The 14,970-nt window shown below is 54.6% G+C and carries 13 protein-coding genes; 10 read left to right on the forward strand and 3 right to left on the reverse strand.

Annotated features, from left to right (window positions below):
* Positions 1-89 precede the first annotated feature (89 nt).
* The 5 genes from QRN85_RS18100 (at position 90) to QRN85_RS18120 (ending at position 6,511) form a co-directional block, all read left to right on the forward strand.
* On the forward strand, positions 90-1,115 hold the full coding sequence (locus QRN85_RS18100) for a cytochrome-c peroxidase (RefSeq protein ID WP_284759647.1): 1,026 nt from the start codon (positions 90-92) through the stop codon (positions 1,113-1,115).
* Positions 1,072-3,585, forward strand: coding sequence for a two-component system VirA-like sensor kinase (locus QRN85_RS18105; protein WP_284759648.1), 2,514 nt, complete (start codon positions 1,072-1,074; stop codon positions 3,583-3,585). Before QRN85_RS18100 ends, QRN85_RS18105 begins: the two co-directional genes overlap by 44 nt.
* A 658-nt stretch (positions 3,586-4,243) precedes the next feature.
* Positions 4,244-4,981 (forward strand): response regulator, encoded by a 738-nt coding sequence (locus tag QRN85_RS18110; RefSeq protein WP_062588499.1) that lies wholly within the window; start codon positions 4,244-4,246, stop codon positions 4,979-4,981.
* Between the two features lie 302 nt (positions 4,982-5,283).
* Positions 5,284-6,147, forward strand: a complete 864-nt coding sequence (locus QRN85_RS18115) for a DODA-type extradiol aromatic ring-opening family dioxygenase (RefSeq protein ID WP_284759649.1) — start codon at positions 5,284-5,286, stop codon at positions 6,145-6,147.
* Positions 6,140-6,511, forward strand: coding sequence for a hypothetical protein (locus QRN85_RS18120; protein WP_284759650.1), 372 nt, complete (start codon positions 6,140-6,142; stop codon positions 6,509-6,511). The genes QRN85_RS18115 and QRN85_RS18120 overlap by 8 nt, the downstream gene beginning before the upstream one ends.
* Positions 6,512-6,529: 18 nt before the next feature.
* Here the strand turns inward: QRN85_RS18120 and QRN85_RS18125 are convergent, their stop codons facing one another.
* Positions 6,530-7,612 (reverse strand): GAF domain-containing protein, encoded by a 1,083-nt coding sequence (locus QRN85_RS18125; RefSeq protein ID WP_284759651.1) that lies wholly within the window; start codon positions 7,610-7,612, stop codon positions 6,530-6,532.
* Between the two features lie 210 nt (positions 7,613-7,822).
* On the opposite strand from QRN85_RS18125, the gene QRN85_RS18130 reads away from it, so the two are divergent.
* From QRN85_RS18130 to QRN85_RS18150, 5 genes are all read left to right on the forward strand, one after another.
* The gene (locus tag QRN85_RS18130) at positions 7,823-8,035 is read left to right on the forward strand and encodes a hypothetical protein (protein WP_112962516.1); all 213 of its coding nucleotides are present in this window, start codon (positions 7,823-7,825) and stop codon (positions 8,033-8,035) included.
* Between the two features lie 356 nt (positions 8,036-8,391).
* The gene (locus QRN85_RS18135) at positions 8,392-9,171 is read left to right on the forward strand and encodes an alpha/beta fold hydrolase (protein ID WP_502870799.1); all 780 of its coding nucleotides are present in this window, start codon (positions 8,392-8,394) and stop codon (positions 9,169-9,171) included.
* Positions 9,172-9,357: 186 nt separating this feature from the next.
* A complete protein-coding gene (locus tag QRN85_RS18140) occupies positions 9,358-10,971 on the forward strand; it encodes a GMC family oxidoreductase (protein ID WP_284759652.1) in 1,614 nt (537 codons plus the stop codon).
* 128 nt (positions 10,972-11,099) lie between these two features.
* Entirely contained in the window at positions 11,100-12,203 is a 1,104-nt protein-coding gene (locus tag QRN85_RS18145) for an FAD-dependent monooxygenase (protein ID WP_284759653.1), read from the forward strand.
* A 558-nt stretch (positions 12,204-12,761) separates the two neighbouring features.
* A complete protein-coding gene (locus tag QRN85_RS18150) occupies positions 12,762-13,676 on the forward strand; it encodes a fumarylacetoacetate hydrolase family protein (RefSeq protein ID WP_284759654.1) in 915 nt (304 codons plus the stop codon).
* A gap of 93 nt (positions 13,677-13,769) precedes the next feature.
* On the opposite strand, the gene QRN85_RS18155 is transcribed toward QRN85_RS18150, so the two are convergent.
* Positions 13,770-14,378, reverse strand: coding sequence for a Urease operon accessory protein (locus QRN85_RS18155; RefSeq protein ID WP_284759655.1), 609 nt, complete (start codon positions 14,376-14,378; stop codon positions 13,770-13,772).
* Positions 14,379-14,380: 2 nt separating this feature from the next.
* Entirely contained in the window at positions 14,381-14,731 is a 351-nt protein-coding gene (locus QRN85_RS18160) for a lysozyme inhibitor LprI family protein (protein ID WP_284759656.1), read from the reverse strand.
* Positions 14,732-14,970: the final 239 nt, after the last annotated feature.

Below are 14,970 nucleotides of genomic sequence, written 5' to 3' on the forward strand. Positions count from 1 at the left end.
GTGGAAATTCTGAAAGCTGATAAACAGTTTGCTCACTCCCGATGTTGACGTGCATTTCCTGATGGCCGCCTCCACGCTGGACAATATCCATGTACGCAAAGCGCCACTATTCGAAGTTGATCGTGATAAGCGTGCTGACGAGTTTCTTGGGCGCCATGTTTTCGAGTGCGCAACCCCTGTCGGATGATCTTCTTTACTATTCGGGTGAGGAAAACGCGCTGGCGCCTTTGCCTGCTCCACCTGTTCTGGATCCCGGCAAGGTTTTGATCGGTCGGCGCCTCTTTCATGACCCGGTGCTTTCGAAACAGAAGGCCCTGTCCTGCAGCACCTGCCACAATCTTGAGACAGGCGGTACGGTCCGGATACCGAGAACTGTCGGCTATCAAGGCAAAACACATGCTTTCAATGCGCCGACAATTTTCAATGTTGGAAACAACTACCGGCTGGGATGGCGCGGGAAGTTCACGTCGCTGCTGGTTCAGAACGAGGCTATCTTGCATGATCCGAACCTCATGGCCGTGGACTGGCCCACCTTGCTGTCGAGGTTGAACGACGACAGCAGCTACGACGCGGTATTCAGGGCCCAGTATGGAAGAGCCGCGGACCGGGAAAGTGTCCTCGACGCGTTGGTGACCTATCAGCAGTCTTTGTTCACGCCAGACTCGGCATTTGATCTGTATATGCGAGGTGACCAGAATGCCCTTTCGCAAGCTCAGAAATCAGGTCTCAGGCTGTTCATGGAGTATGGTTGCGTGTCGTGTCACCAAGGGTCAAACATAGGTGGCAACATGTTCCAGATATTTGGCGTCTTTGGCGAACCCGGGACAACAACACTGCCGACGCCTGATGATCTGGACGAGCGCCTGAGATTGCATGATCGGGAGGAAAATGTCTTTCGGGTGCCGAGCCTCCGCAACGTAGAGCTAACAGCGCCTTATTTTCATGATGGTCGGACCGAGACCCTGGCAGAAGCGATAGCAATCATGGGAATGAGCCAGTTGGGACGTCAATTAAGGGACGAGGATATCGCTGCTCTCGAAGCATTTCTGAAGAGTTTGACTGGAGTATATGATGGCAAACATCTATCGACGGCTGTCGCTGACGAGCCTCGCTGATTTTTTGCCCATCGGGCTCTTGACCATATCAGCGATTGTTATCGGGTTTGCGCTGGCGGGCAGAGATCCAAGCCGGGCGGTCCATGAAGCCGTCATGACCAATCTGAGAGCAATCGATTTTCATTACGCCTCACTACAACGAGATGTCTTGAGAGCACGTGCGGGAATGCTCCCATCCTACGATCCGCTCGTTCGTTCTGTCGGCAACCTCCAGCGTACAAGCGGCGAATTGGCTGAACTCTTCAAAACCAAGCCTTTCGATGATGACTTGACGCTGCATCAGCTGCTCAAAGATCTTCGGGAGGGCATAGAGAGCGATGATGCGCTCGTAGAAGAATTCAAAACCCGCAATGCTCTTTTGCAGAACTCGATCAATGTCTTTGGGCAGACGATGACGGCTTTGCATGAATCGGACGATGATGTCGTCAAACGGGTCGTTTCGCGCGTAAGCGACCTCGGTACTCTCATGCTGCGCTTTTCGACCAGACCGGATGAAGAGCTGCACGAATTGATTGGACGTAGGCTGACCGAGATACCTGAGTTTGATACCGCGGCACCAGCCCTCGTAAGCCTTGGCGCTGTGATCGTGCATGCCAAAATGATCCTTGCCGTTCTTCCCCGCGTGGATTCCAAGATTGCAGCAATCCAGGCCTCCACAACGCCTGTGCGGGCGGAAAACCTCCAATCGGAATATGTGAGTATTGCTGCAGACGCAGCGTCTCGGGCATCGACCAGCCGCATCATGCTTGGCGTCGTGGCATCATTTCTTTCCATCTATATCTGTGTGCTCATTTACAGGCTCCGCGCGCAGACAAAGCGCCTCAGGCGTCGTCTCCACTACGAAACGATCATCGCAGATATCAAGGCCCAGCTCGCTGATTGCGAGGCGGGGCAGATCCAATCCTTTATGGACGAAGCACTGAAGCGAATGTCAGGCTTTTTTGGCGCTCGGAGTGTCGGTTTCGCGGTATATGGGCCTAGCCAGAACAGCTTCAGACACGCGTACCAGTTCGAGGATCACACCAGGAACCAGCAAATATTGGAGAGTTTCGCCCAACACACTGAATGGCGGCAGGAAACATCGACACGTCTGTTTCAAGATGATGCGCCGCACGGCAGCCCACTGCCGCTGGGCTGCATGTTGAAATTGCAAGAATGCAGATTGGTTGTCGGGACGCAGTCACATGAGCAGGACATTGCGGCTCTGATATTTGTCTTCGACAGGGGCCACCGTCATTTTACATCCGACGAAGCCCACCTGATGACGGCGACGCTGCAGACCTTTATGGAATTTCTAGACGCGTATAATGGTTGCCAGGAGCGCCAGGCGCTCGAGCATCGCTTGCAACATTCTCAGCGTCTGGAGGCAATCGGCACCCTTGCGGGCGGCATAGCCCATGAATTCAACAATGTGTTGAGTGCGATTCTCGGTTATGGAGAGATGACGGTTCAGCTGCTGAAAAAGCCATCTGCAGCGCTCAATTATGTTGAGGAGATTTTGAAAAGCGGCGCGCGTGCCAAATACATCGTTGATCAGATCCTGACGTTTAGCAGAAAGCGGGAACGTACGGTCAAGCCCTTTGATGTTTCAGACGCCATTGCCGATATTCTTCCCCTTCTGCACGTCACGATCTCCAATCACGTGGAACTGGATTGTCATCTTTCCACGACGCAGGCGGTGATCGAAGGCAACCCGGTCGAGATACACCAGCTTGCGATGAACTTGTGCAAGAATGCAAGCCAGGCGTCGGCGAGAGGTCAGAAAGTCACGATAGAGATCCGGACTATTGACGTGCCTAGCATGCGTCCATTGACGCACGGCGAGATTTCCCGCGGTGCCTATGTATGCCTGTCCGTCAAGGATGAAGCAGCGGGAATTCCCGCTCACGCCCTACCGCATATATTTGAGCCCTTCTTCACAACCAATTCCAGTTCCGGAGGCTCCGGTCTCGGCCTGTCTGCTGTCCATGGTATCGTGTCCGCACTCGGCGGTGCTATCAATGTTGAAAGCAGGCCTGGAAAGGGATCGACGTTTTCCCTGTATTTCCCTGCCTCTACCCTTCCGCCATTGCCGATAGACAGTTTCTACAACGAGCGTGCCGTGCCAATCGGAAACGGAGAGCAGGTGATTATCGTCGAAGACGACAACGCTCTACTCGAACTCTACGAGGAGAAGGTCGCAGCACTGGGTTATGAGCCAATAGGCATTTTGGGTATGGCGACTTTGAGACAAAAGCTGGATGCCGGCCTTCGTGCTGATCTGGTGATATTTAATCATAAGGCCATTAAGACGGCGGCCGAGCTTGCACGTGTCGAGAGCAGCATCGGTAACGGAAAATCACTGTTACTCTGCGAGCGAACCTCTGAGCTTCTTCCTGAATTTCAAAGCCTCGGCCCACGGATTTTAAAAACGCCCTTCAGTTCGGCCGTTCTGGCCAGTGCTATCTTTGACAGGCTGAAGCGATCATAATGCAGGGTGCCCCGGGTCAGGTTCGCTGAGATAGCTGATGCCTTTGTCTGACAGTGCAGCATAGGCGTCCACTGCAAAAGGGGCTCCGTCGAGGACTGCATCACTCAAGGCTTGTTTTCAGAAACAATTCCGTTGTGCGCTTGGTATTCCTCGGGGTCGGCCCGCGAACGCACGCGCTTTCCAAGTCTCATCGTCAACACTCTCTCGAGCATGATGATCGCGCATCAGGCCTGGCACGTCGCGTCCATTGCATCTGCAATCTTTGCCCACACTCTCGAAACCGCTTTGAAACCTCGAAGCGCGAGCACAACGCCAGCAGCATCTGCACATTATTTGCTACGCAGGCGCGAAGAAATCATCTTATTGCGCTTTACAAATTGATGGAAATGATACAAATGATATAAATATAAGTACAGCAGACATATATACGCGATATTTGCGACTTGTTGAATTGGAAGGAAGCGAACGTGAATGACTTGCTAGCGCACCGGCCGGGCGGAGATTGTAGCCGGCCCATCCAACCGAATCCTGGCTCCGAACACACTGCAAACTCCGTGCACCGAAAGCGTGGGGCTGCAGGATCGAAACCGCGAATGCCCCTCGGCACACCAAAAGCCCGTCTCGGGCGCAGTTGCCTCAAACGAGTTGGAGCGGGCCTGTGAAACACGTATTGGTGATAGATGACGACTCGGCCATTCGCAGTCTGTTGAGAGACTATCTCTCGCAGCACGCTTTCAGGGTAACCGTCGTCAGTGGAAGCCAGGACCTTCCGCGCATTATGGCAACAGATCCGGTCGACTTGATTATCGTTGATCTCAATCTCGGAAACGAAGACGGTCTGGATATCGTCCGGAAGCTTTCAAGTTCATCGGATTATCCCATCATAATCATAAGCGGTGATCGGCTTGAAGAAGCGGACAAAGTCGTCGGGCTGGAACTTGGTGCCGTCGACTATATCACGAAGCCCTTTGGTACCCGGGAACTTCTGGCACGCGTTCGTTCATCCCTGCGGGAACGACCGGTCATCGAGACCAAAAAAGACAAGAAAATATATACGTTTAATGAGTGGGAGCTGAATATCAAGCTTCGTCGGTTGACCTGCAGAGGCGAACAGGAGGTCAAGTTGACGGCAGGAGAATTTAACCTTCTGACCGCTTTTCTAAGATCACCTCGCCAGGTGCTGTCCAGAGAGCAACTGCTCTCGGCAAGTCGGGTCTATAATGAAGAGGTTTTCGATCGCAGTATAGACGTGCTGATCCTGCGGTTGCGCCGAAAGTTGGAAAAAGACCCTTCGCAGCCCGCCCTGATAAAAACCGAAAGAGGCGCGGGTTATCTGTTTGATGCAGAAGTCGCAGTCACGCACAGGGGAAACGGCAAAATGATCGGAAACGCCTAGAGGTATCACCCAGCGCTAGGGACGATTGCGACAACGGTATTTTATCCCGGGTAAGACCATTGGCACTGACAGGTGTGCTTGGTTGAATATTACAGAAGCAACGAAAAATCTTGGTTTGAAACGGCGGTGCAACGCTGGAGCACTAGTTGAGCCTCGTCAGGTCAGGGCGTCGCGGTGGTGCCGCAGCTCAGCATGCATGGAAGTACGGCAGTTGGAAACGCAGCGCCCTCGACCTGAAGACGTTTTGCCTTCGTTTCGGGGAACGTCGTTCCTAGACGCCAACTTACTGAGGGAGCCGACCTGTGGCCCAGCTCGTTGCTACATTAGCATCCACACATCACCCATTTTATTACAAGGCGACCACGGCATCACCTGAAGATCAGATGCCGCAAGCGGCGGAATGGAAGCGCAAGATTGAAGCATATCGCGCGACCTTGGCGCGCGCCGAACCAGACATTCTGGTGATGATAGGGTCGGATCATTTTCATCAGATTTTCCTGGATAATTGCCCGCAGTTTCTGATCGGCAAAGCCCCCCAATATGATGCAACATTTTATAATGAGGAGCGGGAATTCGGATTGCCGAGATACCTGTTGCAGGGTGACGAGGCTATGTCCCGCTTCATGCATCAGTCATTGATGGATCAGGATTTTGATCTGGCGTTTTCAAACGAGTTGAAGGTCGATCATTCGATTGTTTGCCCCATCATAACCCTGCGACCGCAAAATGATCTCCCGATCGTTCCTGTCTACACCAATATCTTTGCTCCGCCTCTCGCTTCGCCCCGTCGATTTTATGATCTTGGGCGGGCGATCAGGCAGGCGATCAACGAATATCCATCGTCGCAAAGAGTGGCGGCGATTGGAACTGGGCATCTCTCGCTGGAGCTGGGTGGACCGCGACAGTTCATGGAAACTGGCCCCGATCCTGTGTTTGATCGGCAGGCCATCGAGTGGCTAAGGGCAGGCGATGTCGATGCCATTCTCGAACACGTCACACACGAAAGCATGGAAAAAAGCGGAAATGCTACTCACGGCTTCCTCAACTTCCTGTTGATGCTGGGAGTGGCTGGTGCTCAGGGCGCCGACTATGTCGATAATCTCGATCTTTTTCACACGATGGAAGCCTATTTCACGTGGTATCCGCAGGAGGGAAAACATGAGTAAATACTACGTCAACAAGTTCCTCTACACGGTTGATCGTGATCCTGACCTCCTCAGGCGCTATATTGAGGAGCCGTCCAGCCTAGTTGCAAGCTGGGAGCAATCGATAGGTCCGGTGCTATGTGGGAATGCGACCGAGCTATCCACAGTCCATGCGCTGACAGAAGACGAGCGGGATGCGCTTGCCGGGCACGACTTCGTTGCGCTGTTCGAAATGGGAGCCCATTTCTTCCTGAATCTGACGATCTTTATCGGGGTCTATGACGAACCCTACATGGCGAGGTCAGGCCCGCTTTCCTTTCAACGGGAGTTCGCCAGCAAACTGGCTCACTGGAAGGGCAGGGAGTATCCGTCTGTCGCGACATGACCCGAGCGACAGACGCCTCTAGATCCCCGATGTAAGCTTATTGCGCTCTTCGCGTTGCTGCATGCGGACACGGATGAGATTCGACGTCGCTTCTGCGATCGTCGATAGCGCCTCTAGTTCGTTGCTATCAAGCTTTCGGGGAACGACATCGATGACGCATATTGAGCCGAGCGCGAAATCCTGAGGATCACGGACCGGCGCGCCGGCGTAAAAACGAAATCCGAATGGCTCCGCGAGAGCAGGGTTCTGGACGAAGTTCTCGACCTTGGACAGATCTTCGATCACCGTGAACTGGTTCGCCAAAAGTGTCTGATTGCAGAAAGACCAGTCGCGCGGCGTTGTCTCTCCGTCAAACCCGATGCGTGATTTGAACCATTGTATATCGCGCGTGATAAGCGTGAACATTGCGACGGGCGTACGGGCGGCGTGAGCTGCGAGGCGGACAAGACGATCAAAACTTGGGTCCGGCGCCGAGCCAAGAAGATCGGATTGTTGGACTGCCTCCAGGCGCGCGCTTTCATTCCAGGGCGGCAGGAAGCCTGCGGATCTCGGCGTGGCAGGTATCGTCGATCGCAAATAGTCCATAATCGCTGAACTCAGTTCCGCGACACTGCCCGACATTTTCAACTGTACGCGGTGATGCGCCCGAGCCACCGGGCGCTCAGGACCCTTGTCGACAAGGCTAAAAAGCCCGGTCTGTCTAAACCGAAAATTGCTCCCCACCGATGCAATGAATTTTCTGCGATCATCATCGTCGGCATTCTCAACAATGATCAGCATGGGAGGGGTCACTGCGAGTAGCCTGAACGCGGCCTCAACATCGTCAACCACGTCCAGAAGAAGACCTGAGCCAGGAAGGCCTACAAGTCGCCAATCCTCTGCACGACCTTTCGCTGCGACAACGACCGCTCTGGCCGCCATCGAGACCTGCTCCGCATTGCTTTCTTCTACCAGATCCAGCACGGCTTGACGGGGTATTCTTCGGTGCCCACCCGGCGTTTTCCAAGAGGGCAACTGGCCGCTTTCCACCCATAGCTGCGCCGTTCGCACCGATACGCCCAGTATTTCTGCTGCACTCGCAGTCGTCAGAATATCTTTCATGTCAATACCCACCCATGTGACAACATATATGGGAAAAAATGAAAGATATGCAAGAAGTGTTAGAATCGGCAGGCTGTTAGCTCGGTGAGCCCCACGGTTCTGTTGTCCATATTACATTTGCCAACGCTCTGTTCGGATTAAGTGCGATGCCGAAACACGAGCCGTCCATGCTGTGACCAAGCTCAGATTGGTAAAGCTGAAAGGACGGTCATGGCGCATCATGTTTCACCAAAAGAGAATGTCCCGCGCAAGCGCTTGCGCTCTTTTTTTCTATCCGCCTGCTCGCGAACAAGCAATCTGTTCAAGAAACTCGTCGAAGGTGGATCAGCGGCGTACTATCTTTCCCCGTATTATCCTCTTCCTGACGATGAACCGCTGACGGCGTTTGAAGAGAAAAAGGATCATCCCAACCCATCTGAGTGATGGGCCTAAGGTGCTTCGACCTTCAGCAAATGCATTGGCCATGCTCCGCAAACTTTCGCGGTAATCGACGGTGCCTCCGCGCGATCCGTCCCTCGATTTCCGCTTACAAGTTGGGGGCCATCACGCCAGTCGAACGAAAAGGTTCATTGGTATCATACCAACGGATGAGCCATCGATACGCACGTTCAATGGGCGCTACCGGTCCGTCCTGTCATCTTACTCGTGCTGAACAACGGCTCTGTTGCCTCCTGGAGCCCACGGCACATGCCTCCCGATGCCGGACAACGGTCCTTCCGTTGTCCGGAGAGGAGACGATCCTAAAACCGTAGAGACCTCAAACGAATAGGAACAAAGTCATGGATTTCGCTCACCTTACTCTCTCTCTCGCTGGTTCGGCTGCGCTGGCTCTTGCAGCGCTCACGCCCGTGATGGCCCAGGCCCAGCCAGTCAAAAATGTTGTTCTTGTGCATGGCGCTTTTGCCGATGGTGCCGGCTGGCGCGGCGTCTACGACGAACTGACGAAACGCGGCTACAACGTGACGATCGTGCAGAATCCGCTGACGTCTCTCGATGACGATGTTGCCGCTACCAATCGCGCACTCGACCGGACAAACGGCCCAACGATACTCGTCGGCCATTCCTGGGGCGGCACGGTTATTACGGAAGCAGGCGTCCATCCCAAGGTCGCAGGGCTTGTCTATGTCTCAGCGCTCTCGCCGGATGCTGGAGAGACCACGGCTCAACAGTATGAGGGCTTTGCGCCCGCCTCCGAATTCGTCCTGGATATTGGAAAGGATGGCTACGGGTTCGTTGAAGCCAGCAAGTTCAAGGTCGGATTTGCCAATGATGTCAGCGATGACGATGCCGCATTCATGCGCGACTCCCAGGTACCCATCAACATGTCTTCCTTCGCAACGAAACTCAAGAACGCTGCCTGGCGCACAAAGCCAAGCTGGGCCGTGATCGCCACCGAAGACAAGGCTTTCGATCAGGCGATGCTTCTCCATATGGCAGACCGGATCGGCGCCAAGGTCACCAAGGTTCCGGCAAGCCACGCGCTTTTCAAGACCCAGGCGAAGGTGGTTGCCGACACGATTCATGCGGCCGCCGAGAGCATTGACAAGCCTGCAAACTGACCATGCAAAACCTGGCAGGCGGCGTGCTGTCGCCTGCCAGGCCGGCATAATGTCCGGTGATACCTCCCATTACAAATGACATCGGAAGCCCGCGGCATGAAATCTGCGCCTGACAGGCCGCCGCTATGTCCGCCCCACTCCTTGCTTTCCAAGCGATGCGGAGTACCCCAACCTGCAAGGTGAAACATGGAACATTCTAGCAAGAACAACCACGACTCCGAAATCTGGGTAAACCCGGCTGATAAGCGGGGTGATTTTCGAACGCATTTTGACTTCATTATATGCGGCGGCGGCTCGAGTGGTTCTGTGGTCGCTGCTCGCCTCGCGCAGGACAGCAATGTGCAGGTTCTGCTGCTTGAGGCGGGTGGAGATGATACGGCCCCTTCGATCTCCAATCCGGCGCAGTGGCCGCTTAATCTGGGCTCGGCACATGATTGGGCTTTCCAAGGAGAACCATCGCCTTATCTCAATGGCCGCCGGATGCCGCTCAACATGGGCAAAGTCCTTGGTGGAGGATCTAGCATCAACGTGATGGTCTGGGCCCGAGGTCACAAGAGCGATTGGGACCATTTTGCTGAGGAATCCGGCGATTCTGGCTGGGGATATGAGTCCGTTCTGGATTATTATCGGCGAATTGAGAACTGGCAGGGTGATGCCGATTCCCTTCGTCGTGGTGTGGGCGGGCCCGTCTATGTTGCTCAATCGGATACGCCGCAGCCCTTGGCAAACGCGACGGTGGAAGCGGCCAATGCGATGGGTATCCGGAAATTCGAAAGTCCCAATGGAAAAATGATGGAGGCGGATGGCGGTGCGGCCATTGCCGATCTTCTGATCCGTGACAATAAACGGCAATCGATATTCAGATCCTACACCTATCCGAGTATGCACCAGATGAACCTTACGGTGCTGACCGGCGCGCATGTCACCCGGGTTATCTTTTCCGGCAAGAAGGCCGTCGGCGTCGAAGCTGTGATTGACGGCAAGATGTTGCGTCTGGGCGCCGATCGGGAAGTCATCCTGTCTTTGGGAGCTGTTCATACGCCAAAAGTTCTGATGCAGTCTGGCGTTGGACCGGCAAAAGAGCTCCAGCACCATGGAATTCCCGTTGTTCAGGATCTGCCGGGTGTAGGCGAAAACCATCAGGATCACATCGCCTTCGGGTGTACCTGGGAATATGTGAAGCCCCAACAGGTCGGCGGTGGCGGATGTGAAGCGGTGCTTTATGCCAAGAGTGATGCCAATCTGGCCGCGCCTGACATGGTACAATGCCAACTGGAGTTTGCCGTACCGCCGCCGCCGGAAGTCGGCATGGAGGCGCCCGAGCACGGCTGGACGATGTTTGCAGGGCTTGCACAGCCCAAAAGTCGTGGACGTGTCAAGTTGTCGGGCCCGCGCCCGGAGGACCCGGTCGTCATTGCGCCCAACTCATTGAGTGAGCCCGAGGACCTGGAGACAGCATTTCGAACAATCGAATTGTGTAGAGAGCTTGGGAATAGCGATCTTTTACGGCCACTGGTCAAGCGGGAGGTTCTTCCGCTTGAGAGGACCCGCAGTAGTATGGAGGACTTCATTCGCAACTCTGCAGTCACCTACTGGCATCAGTCCTGCACGGCCAAAATGGGTCGCGACAAGATGTCTGTCGTAGACGCTCGACTGCGGGTCTACGGGGTCGAAAACCTGCGGATCGCAGATGCATCGATCATGCCCAAAATACCAGTCGGAAATCTGATGGCTCCTTGCGTCGTCATTGGCGAGCGCGCCGCAGATATGCTCAAGGCAGACCATGGCATTCAGAGCTGAACCATAAGTCTGCCTTCAGGAACATGGCGATCGATTGCCAGGCCTCTCTCTGGGAAGCACTGGCGTCGGTGCTCACTCGCATCGCAGCAAGCTCACCAAGGTCGCGCATATTACAGGGAATATTTCTTATGAAAATCATCGTTGCCGGTGCCGGCATTGCTGGCCTTTCTGTTGCCAAGGCGCTGGAGCTGAAAGGGCACCAATGCCATATCGTTGAGCAATCGGAGGAGTCCATTTCCGGCGGCATGGGTATATTCCTGTTGGGAAACGCAACGAGGGCATTGCAGCAGCTTGGCGTTCTGGAAGCGATCGAGCCCAACGCATACCCGATTAAAAAACAATTGATCTTCGCGAGCAACGGCCAACTGATCCATGAAACGGGGTCCCAGGAGTTCTGGTCGGAGTGCGGTCCCTGTCTTGCTATGCCAAGGTCGCTTCTTGTCCAGTCGTTGCTGTCTTCGTTGGATAACACCGATATTTCCTACGGAAAGGCAGTCGTGGATGTAGAAAACACGATGTCGGGCGTCCGTGCCTTGTATTCCGACGGCTCGTCCCAGTCATGCAATCTGGTTATTGCGGCAGACGGGATCCATTCACGTCTACGCAACGCCGCGTTCAACATTCAGCCTCGCCCTCTCGGCATCACCTGTTGGAGAACGGTTGTGGACAATACGACCGGTATTGGCACATGGACCGCCATGCTCGGCCCTGGACGTACGCTTCTCGCCATTCCCCTTAGCGAGACAAAGGTTTATTTATATGCGGATTGTCGCACAGCCGATGTCCGAAACAATACCGTCCTCGGTCTTCGGGACCTATTTGCAGCGTTTCAATCTCCGCTGGGGGAACTTGTTGGCCAGTTGAATAGTCCGACCGAAATTCACTTTGGGGAGCTACAGGAGGTTCCCGAACACAATCGCAACAAACATGGTCTTGTTCTCATGGGCGACGCTGCGCACGCCTGTTCTCCCAGCATGGCGCAAGGTGCGGGCATGGCACTGGAAGACGCGCTGGTGCTGGCTGACCTGATTTCAAGATACGCGTCCACTGCGGTTATAAACAGGGCGTTCGTGGCACAGCGTCGTGACCGTGTGGCATGGGTCCGAAAACAGTCTCGTGTCCGTGACAAGGTTCGCAACCTGCCGCCCACTGTCAGGAACCTCATGCTGAGAAACTTGGGCGACAGGCTTTACACGCGGTCTTATGCGACGCTGAGAAAGCCCCTCATCTAGGCGGAAGCCTCAGACAGGGGGCAAATTGTTTCGTGTTTAAGAAACGGATGACAAATCGTAATCGCCGTGAAATCTGACGCTGAGATTCTGATGTCTCATCAAGAGGAGATCTCGGTATGAAACACCCAGAGGAGCATACCGACGGCGGGCAGACAACTCGCCTTGAGATCTCAGTGGGACGCCTGAGCAGCAAACGTACCCAGCGTCCAATGAAGGACACGACACGGAGCGGATGTTTGCTCCAAGCAAGCTCACGTTTGGCTTGGGTCGCTGCGGTCGAGCCGCCGCCGGAGTGCAGTTCAGGCACGTCCAGCCAGCAAGAAAATGATCAGTATGCAAGCCCTGGGGACAAAGGTCTGGACGAGACCGAAAAGCTGTTGCGAAGGGGCGTTATGGCGATCTCGCTCCTGAGTTTGGTTGCAACAGTGCATTTCCTGCTTTGCTCTCATTAAGCGCCTGGCCGATTAGGCTGTTTTGGAGCACTGCCGACCACACCGCACCGCACGGCAAGCTCGCCATCGGATTTCGCATTGAGTTTTATGTAAGAAGGATTGCAGCATGAAATTGGGTTTAAGTCAGGCCCGCACCGTAGGTTTTGACGAGGAGCAAAACACCTGGCGGCATTTGAGCCACCCACTCTTCAGTGATGTCGTCTCTCTGCTGTCAATTGGTTCTGGCGAACTACGCCAGTTCTTCGGTGAACAAAGTTCAACACCCGATGGCCTCCCGTTTGTGCCGGGCACCTTGCGGTCGTTTGCTCTGTGGGAAGAGCATATGATCAAGGCGGCCAAAGGCATGGTTTCGAAGTTTGGTTCCGGGTCACTTCAGGCCCTTGCCGCCGGGTATGAAAGGATGACGGGAAACGTGTTGGCGCCGATGCGTCCGCGCGCCAACTACTATCGCTACCCCCAGTATTATATGGGCAATGGGCGCTCTCTGATTGCTGATCAGGACGAACTGGAATGGCCACTATTTTCTACAGTCCTCGATTTCGAACTGGAAATCGGCCTGATAATTTCGAAACAAGTCCGCGATTGTTCCCCAGAAGAGGCTCAGTCCGCGATCGGCGGTCTATGCATCATCAATGACTGGAGTGCGCGCGACACCCAGTGGGACGATACAAGACGAGGGACTTTTGGCGGCGTGGTCAAAGCCAAAACATTTGCGGGTAGTATGAGCGCGATCGTTGTGACGAGCGACGACGTGTTGTCACAGTTCAGCAAGCTCCAGGGCAGAGTCCGTGTCAACGGCGAGATCTGGTGCGAGGGGCAGACCGCCGGTGCCATGTATGAGCCTTGGGAAATGGTGCGCTATGCGGCCACGGGTGAGACCTTGTATCCCGGCGATATTCTGGCAACCGGGTGCTTGCCGGGCTGCTCCGGCCTTGAACTGGGCCGTTTCCCGAAAAAGGGGGATCTGGTCCAGCTTGAAATTAACGGGATAGGCACGCTTGCTAACAGAATAAAGCCTTAGCCGATCAAATTAAACGCCATCAACCTGCACGCTTTAACCGACGCGTTGATGGCATTTCTGAACTTTCTGAGGATCGGTTTTTCATCGCCCTGATCAAGCGTCGTAACGGATCAACGACCCTGCGGCGACATATTGATCGACAATCTGCCTCTCTGCTGAAAACGGGTGTCCGGCCCATCCGGTATGATTAAATCCGGTTAGCGCAATATCCGCAGACGGGAATCTTCTGAGCGTCTCGACTATAGCTATCAACCCCGTACTCGGGACGACATAGGAAGGAGGCGCTAAGGCTGAGATCGCTTCGTCTGCAAATGCGTGAATTGCTCTGTCGATGACGACATGTTGCTTGCTGGACATCTTGCAAAACCTGTCGAAGGCGTCTGTGTAGTCGTCGCAGAAATCATCGAGATCGGGGTGTGTCTGTGCCAGCGGCTCACGCATTTCACGAAAAAGCGCCGGATCGCGTGCGCTCCATATCTCAACGGTATCTCTAACCGCAGGCAGATTGCGCCATTCATCAGCTTCTGCCATCCGTTTGCCAGGTCTGCCTGTATTGCAAACGGCAACGACGTCGGTGCGACAGGAGCTGGCCGCGTAGGAGCGGCACTCGTTGAACCGAATGATGAAGTCGGCCTTGGCGGCGGCCACGCGGCCATTTTCGCCAATTTCACCATTACCAACAATCATGATGTCGTGCCGCATATTCAGTTGTCCTCTGGAGAGGTTGCAAAGGCTTTGAGCTCTTCGACACGATTATCAGTTACATCCGCCAGGCAGCCGGCCACGACGACCGGTTGGAGTGTTCCGCCGCCTGACTGGACGCCCACGGCTTTGCAATGCAGATCACGGAAGCTGATCCATGCTCGTTGTGTATCAAGGAGTGCTTTCTCGACGTCTGGCTCATTGGCAATCCTCGCCAGTGCAAGACCCCATTGGGCGTTCAAAGCTCGGTCCGCGTCCAGATAGCGGGCCTGCTCGCATTGCCGCAATTCTGCTTGCGTTTCCGCCTTGTCGCAATCCGTGCTCTGTGCTGTCGCGCCACTTGCATCAGGCATAGGGCTGCTAGCCCCGGCAGGAGTTTCTTTGTCGGCATTTCCGCCCTCCAAATCTCACATACTACTTCGAATTTTTCATCCGGACAGAGCCGGGGTAGCGCGGCGGACACGAGTGTCTTCTGTCACGTCTGCGTCAGCCATCGCCACGGCATCTTTTTGAAACGGTAGGTTCATTTCCTTGTTTCACCGACAGGCGATCGTCTTTCATTTGTATTGGAGGAGTTGCCACGCCAGCTTTG

This window comes from Agrobacterium sp. fls2-241-TYG-188a (genome assembly GCF_030209845.1).

Bases quoted from the DNA above. Each gene is read 5' to 3' on its own strand.
- QRN85_RS18100 (WP_284759647.1), top strand. From the start codon at position 90: ATGTACGCAAAGCGCCACTATTCGAAGTTGATCGTGATAAGCGTGCTG.
- QRN85_RS18105 (WP_284759648.1), top strand. From the start codon at position 1,072: ATGGCAAACATCTATCGACGGCTGTCGCTGACGAGCCTCGCTGATTTT.
- QRN85_RS18120 (WP_284759650.1), top strand. From the start codon at position 6,140: ATGAGTAAATACTACGTCAACAAGTTCCTCTACACGGTTGATCGTGAT.
- QRN85_RS18125 (WP_284759651.1), bottom strand. From the start codon at position 7,612: ATGAAAGATATTCTGACGACTGCGAGTGCAGCAGAAATACTGGGCGTA.
- QRN85_RS18130 (WP_112962516.1), top strand. From the start codon at position 7,823: ATGGCGCATCATGTTTCACCAAAAGAGAATGTCCCGCGCAAGCGCTTG.
- QRN85_RS18135 (WP_502870799.1), top strand. From the start codon at position 8,392: ATGGATTTCGCTCACCTTACTCTCTCTCTCGCTGGTTCGGCTGCGCTG.
- QRN85_RS18140 (WP_284759652.1), top strand. From the start codon at position 9,358: ATGGAACATTCTAGCAAGAACAACCACGACTCCGAAATCTGGGTAAAC.
- QRN85_RS18145 (WP_284759653.1), top strand. From the start codon at position 11,100: ATGAAAATCATCGTTGCCGGTGCCGGCATTGCTGGCCTTTCTGTTGCC.
- QRN85_RS18150 (WP_284759654.1), top strand. From the start codon at position 12,762: ATGAAATTGGGTTTAAGTCAGGCCCGCACCGTAGGTTTTGACGAGGAG.
- QRN85_RS18155 (WP_284759655.1), bottom strand. From the start codon at position 14,378: ATGCGGCACGACATCATGATTGTTGGTAATGGTGAAATTGGCGAAAAT.
- QRN85_RS18160 (WP_284759656.1), bottom strand. From the start codon at position 14,731: ATGCCTGATGCAAGTGGCGCGACAGCACAGAGCACGGATTGCGACAAG.